We start from the raw sequence: 3,241 nt of genomic DNA, 5'->3' as shown, positions 1-3,241 counted from the left end.
CGAAGATAGTTAGGGCGTAAGCCCTTGTTAAAATAGCTCGATGCCAGGTCCATTATCCATAAGCCTCTCTGACAACTCAGTTCAGAGAGGCTTCCTTTTTACGTGTTCATCTCTACTCCTGAACCTTCTAATACAGGGAATCCTTAGCCTGACTAGATATCTGTGATTAAGGAATACGAGTATGGCAAGTGCTGGATTAAACAAGTGGATTGTTAGTGGAAACTTGGCGGCGGATGCTGAGGTTAAGACAGTTGATTTAAAGAGTGGTGGAAAGGCGAACGTTGCTAAGGCGACTATCTATGTTCGAGGTGTTCGAGATCGTGAGGAGTCTTTTACGGTGTCTTTGAGCATCTGGGAGAAGTCGGTTGCTTGGCGAACGCTGCCGTATCTGAAGAAGGGATCTTTGATTATTTGTACAGGAAACGTTGAGCCTAGTCCTTTTCTTTCAAGAGTGGATAATAGCCCTAAGGCTGGCTTAAACATGACTGTGTTGGATATCGATCTTGATATCGTTCGTAGTGCAGATGAATCAGCGGATGATGCTGTCACTGAAGCAGTGGATAACCTTGAGCTATCTGCTGCTGACAGCTAAGAGAGTGGTGCTAGTATCTGAGGAGCTCGGCTAGGTGTTAGCCGAGCTTTTTGGTTTTAAACAATAGGTTGATACTTGCCAAGGTTTAATATGTGCAGGTTGATGATGGCGAATTGATGCTTCGAGGATGTCGGCTCGATCAGTTTGTTTTGCTGATGGGTTTGATAGCCCTAGAGCGTTCTCAACGCTGAGGTTTGTAGTCTCTCCATGAGCTTCGTAGCAGCGTAGGATGAATTCGTCTGGGTTGTCTTCTGTCGGCTTCAGGGCAGAGACGATGATGTTGGCGTTGTGGATAGTAAGAAAGCTACGATCGCACAAAACATCTGGATCCGTACAGGCTATGGTTTCTTGCGGCCAATAGGTAATGGGTGGAATGTTCAGGGCCCTGGCATGTTGGACGGTACGGGCTTTTTGCCAGGTGCCAGGGTGAGGGTATATAGCGTAGGTAAATTGATGGGTGCCTCGATCAGCGTCTGGATCGGGCCAGACGGGAGATTTTAGGAGTGTGAGGCGTAGTTGGTTCGACTGAGTATCGAAGCCGTGTTTACAGTCAGTGAGAATGCTGACCCCGAAGTTGCGATCGCCTATATCAGCCCAGCGCAGTGCGGGTACTTCCCACTGTGCTTTTTCTCCTGCGGTTTGGGGGACAGTTTTTCTAGTGATAGCTCCGAAAGGTATTTCGTAGGTTGCTACGTCAGACGAGACGGCAAGCGGAAAGTTTACTTTCAATAGAACTTGGGTTTCTTCCCAGATGATTCGACTGTTGACGACAAGAAACGGTGTAGCTGCATCAAGTACGTAGTCTTGTGCAATGAAGGAAGCTTCTGTCTCGTAGGTAACCCGTATACACTGCCTAACCGGCCCGGTTTCGTGCCATTGAATTGAGAAGATCTCAGGGTTGGGTAGCGGATGATTTTCGTAATCTGAAGCAATGTTCCAAGCGTCCCAATAGCCGCTTTGATCGCGAAACATTTGTAGCTGGTTCCCTGGTGCGCTGAAGGTTTCTGTTTGAGTGCTTTTTTCTAAGAGGCTAGCAATTTGTCCGGTTAATGGGTTGATAGAGACGCGGAGAAATTCGTTTTCGAGGACATACTCTGTTAGCTTTGGCACGTCTTTGGACCCGTTAGCCGGGCAAATCCAGTAGCACTGGTAGCCTAGTGATGGAATGTTTGAAGCTAAAAATGCGATTTGATGAGGTGCCTGTTTGTTTGATAGTTCGGGCGAGTTTTGGTTGGGAATAATCTGGTAGTCGGGCGTATAAACTATCCAGTCGAACTGCTTTTTCTTGGGATCTAGCTTCGATAAGTCGAGGCTGATTACGGCGTCTCGTGACCAGGTGAGTGGGTTGAAGACGAGGATAGGTTTTGCTGTGGGATGTGGCGGGGGTGGTAGTTTGATGGTGGATGCGATCGCCTTCAATCCCTCATCCAACACCCGCTGCCCAATCTGTCTTACCCGGTTCCAACCTTCGTCTGCCTCTGCAAAAACTTCGGGGATGGAGGTGCCAGGTAGGATGTCATGGAACTGGTTGAAAAGTAAGGCTTTCCAAGCTGCCTCAAGATCGGCTTTTGGATAGGGACGATTAGCTGTGAGCTGGGCGATAGTGGCGAAGACTTCTGCTTGATAGAGGAGATCTTCGCTTTGGCGATTACTGCGTTTTTGATCGGCGTGGGTGGTATAGCAGCCGCGATGGAGTTCGAGGTAGAGATCGGATTTCCAAGTGGGAAGAGGAGAGGCGTTGGTCTTCGGTGCGATGGAAGGCGCGTGGGGGAGTGATTCTATGTAGTCAGTAGGAGCGGTGAAGTTTAACTGGGGAAAAAAGGGAGACTTTTGCCAGCGCCGGGCTTTTTCTAGCATGTCTCGGGTGGGGCCACCGCCGTGATCGCCTAGCCCAGGGAGCCATAGTGTGTTTGCTATGGCTGTGCTATCTTCCCAGCTCTTGGCATGGGTAGACATTTTGAGCGGATCGATGTCGGTACCGATGGAGGGGAGCATGAGGCTAAGGATGCGGCTGCCGTCGGGGGACTGCCACCAGAAAAGCTGGTGTGGAAATTCTGTGGTGTCGTTCCAAGAGAGTTTGAGAGTGGCGAAGGTTTCGATGCCACCTTGAGTGAGGAGCTGGGGAAGCTGCCAGCAGAACCCGAAAGAGTCAGGCAGCCAAGCAATTTTACTCATTTGGCCGAATTTTTCTTGGCAGTAGCGCTGACCGTAGAGGATCTGACGAACGATAGATTCTCCGCTGATGATGTTGAGTTCGGGCTCTATCCAAAGTCCGGCGTCTATGCTCCAACTGCCTGCTTTCACTTTGGCCTGGATCTGTGAGAAAAGTTCGGGGCGGTTGTGTTCTAACCATTCGAAGAGCGCGGGGCTGGAATGGGTGTAGGTCAGTTCGGGGAAGTCTGCTTGCAGATCGAGAACGGAGCGAAAGGTGCGTTCGGCGGCATCCCAAGTATCGGCAATGGGCCAGAGCCAGGCCATGTCAAGATGGGCGTGGCCAACGCATTGAATCTGTCGGGATTTGAGTTTTGGGCTGTAGTGCTTTAGCTTTCGCCGCAGCTCGCTGAGAGACTGTTGAAAAGGATGGACAGCAGCGGGGATGGGAGTTTGGGTGGAGAGGGTACCCCAGAGACTGAGGGCGCTGTCGGGGGA

At 50.5% G+C, this 3,241-nt stretch carries 2 protein-coding genes; one reads left to right on the top strand and one right to left on the bottom strand.

The window, feature by feature from the left end; translation table 11 throughout:
* The first annotated feature begins 181 nt into the window (after positions 1–181).
* Positions 182–592, top strand: coding sequence for a single-stranded DNA-binding protein (locus IQ256_RS28660; protein ID WP_193859089.1), 411 nt, complete (start codon positions 182–184; stop codon positions 590–592).
* Positions 593–622: 30 nt separating this feature from the next.
* Here the strand turns inward: IQ256_RS28660 and IQ256_RS28655 are convergent.
* A partial coding sequence (locus IQ256_RS28655; RefSeq protein WP_193859088.1) for an alpha-mannosidase occupies positions 623–3,241 on the bottom strand: 2,619 nt, incomplete at its 5' end.

It is taken from the genome of cf. Phormidesmis sp. LEGE 11477 (assembly GCF_015207105.1).
GTDB lineage: Bacteria > Cyanobacteriota > Cyanobacteriia > Phormidesmidales > Phormidesmidaceae > Phormidesmis.
Note: the sequence above shows the minus strand (reverse complement) of the source record. Positions and strands in the feature narration are given on the sequence as shown.

Coding starts and splice junctions, on each gene's coding strand:
- IQ256_RS28660 (WP_193859089.1), top strand. CDS start 182: ATGGCAAGTGCTGGATTAAACAAGTGGATTGTTAGTGGAAACTTGGCG.